At 72.4% G+C, this 1818-nt stretch carries 2 protein-coding genes; both read right to left on the bottom strand.

Annotated elements, in window-relative coordinates:
- Positions 1-765, bottom strand: a 765-nt coding sequence (locus FJ251_16065; protein ID MBM4119216.1) for an amidohydrolase, incomplete at its 3' end; no start/stop codon positions are given.
- 24 nt (positions 766-789) lie between these two features.
- Positions 790-1641 (bottom strand): ABC transporter substrate-binding protein, encoded by an 852-nt coding sequence (locus FJ251_16060; protein ID MBM4119215.1) that lies wholly within the window; start codon positions 1639-1641, stop codon positions 790-792.
- Between the last annotated feature and the right edge of the window lie 177 nt (positions 1642-1818).

The following is a 1818-nucleotide window of genomic DNA, read 5'->3' as shown; positions in this document are numbered from 1 at the left end:
GGCCGGGATGATGTTGAAGGCCGAGCCGGCGTGGAACTCGGCCACGGTCACCACCACCGAGGCGAGCGGATCGCTGCGCCGCGAGACCAGCGTCTGCAGCGCGCTCACCAAGGCCGCGCCGGCCACCACCGGATCGCGCGCCTCCTGTGGGTGCGCGGCGTGGCCGCCCCTCCCGATCACCGTGAGGTGGAACTCGTCGACGGCGGCCATCGTCGGCCCGGCCGTCACGCCGACCTTGCCCGTGGGCAGGATGCTCCAGTAGTGCAGGCCGAGGGCGGCGTCAACGCGCGGGGACTCCAGCACGCCCTCGGCGATCATGCGCTTGGCGCCGCCCGCGCCCTCCTCGGCCGGCTGGAAGATCGCCTTCACGCGCCCGCCCTTCAGCGCGGCGGCCTCGCGCTGCAGCGCCGAGCAAGCCGTGAGCAGGGTGGCGGAGTGGCCGTCGTGGCCGCAGGCGTGCATCACACCGGTGAAGCCGGAGCGGTACTCCTTGTCGCCCTCTTCCTCGATCGGCAGCGCGTCCATGTCGGCGCGCAGGAGCAGCGTGCGTCCGCCGCCGGCGCTGCCGTTGCCGATGAGGGCGAGGACGCCCGTCTCGGCCACGCCGGTGGTCGGCACGAGGCCGAGCCCGCGCAGGTACTCGGCGATGATGCCCGCCGTGCGCTTCTCCTGGAAGCCGAGTTCGGGATAGCGGTGGAAGTCGCGGCGCAGGCGGATCAGGGCTTGCCGCTCCTGGGCGGTGAGACTCGGGCTCAGGGTGTCCATGCGCCTCCCTGCCGCCCGCGGCGGCTAGCTGATGAACTCCACCGCGATCGGCCGCTCGAGGTAGCCGCGCTGATGCGCGCGCTCGAGGAAGAGCGCGATGCTGCGCCGCCCGCGCTCGCCGTAGTCGAGCGTGAGCGCGTTGACGTACATCCCCACGAAGCGGTCGGCGAGGCCGAGGTCCAGCCCGCGGCCGAAGCCGAGCGCGTAGGCCACCGCCTCGTCGCGGTGCGCGAGCCCGTAGGCGATGCTCGCCTTGAGAATCCCGTTCAGCTCGCGCATACGCGCCGGGCCGAGATCGCGGCGCACGGCGTTGCCGCCGAGGGGCAGCGGCAGGCCGCCGGTTTCGGCGCCCCACCAGACACCGAGGTCGAGCAGCAGGGCCAGCCCCTCGCTCGCGTAGGTGAGCTGCCCCTCGTGGATGATGAGCCCCGCGTCGTATTCACCGTCTGCAACAGCGCTGGAGATACGATCAAAGGGCAGCACGGCGTAGTCGAAGTCGCCGATCGCCAGACGCAGGGCGAGGAAGGCGCTGGTCAGCGTGCCGGGCACGGCGATCTTGCGCCGCGTGGCCTCGGCGAGCGTGAGGCCCGGCCGCGCCACGAGCATGGGGCCGTAGCCGTCGCCCATGCTCGCGCCGCAGGCGAGCAGCGCGTACTTGTCCTGCAAGAAGGCGTAGGCGTGGATCGACACGGCGCTGATGTGCAGCTCGCCGGCCAGCGCGCGGCGGTTGAGCGTCTCGATGTCCTGGAGGATGTGCGTGAAGCGATAGGGCCCCGCGTCCACGTGGCCCTTGGCGAGGCCATAGAACATGAAGGCGTCGTCGGGGTCGGGGCTGTGGCCGAGCAGGATCTCGAGCGCGTCCGCGGGGGCGGGCATGGTAACTCCAGGTCGTGGGGGAGAAGGCAGGCGCCGAGAGGCTAGCAGATCGCGGGGGCCTGCGGCAAGGCGCCCGCGCCCCGTGCGGCGATTGCGCAGCGCGCCTCTTCCAGATGGCGCCGCCATTTGCTAGACTGCCTCGGTCGGCGCGGCAGGGACGCCCGCCGCTCAGCGTGG

The sequence above is a fragment of the bacterium genome (assembly GCA_016873475.1).
Taxonomy (GTDB): Bacteria; Krumholzibacteriota; Krumholzibacteriia; order JACNKJ01; family JACNKJ01; genus VGXI01.
The sequence above is the reverse complement of the archived record's forward strand: the minus strand, read 5'-3'. Positions and strand labels throughout refer to the sequence as shown.

Bases quoted from the DNA above. Each gene is read 5' to 3' on its own strand.
- FJ251_16060 (MBM4119215.1), bottom strand. From the start codon at position 1,641: ATGCCCGCCCCCGCGGACGCGCTCGAGATCCTGCTCGGCCACAGCCCC.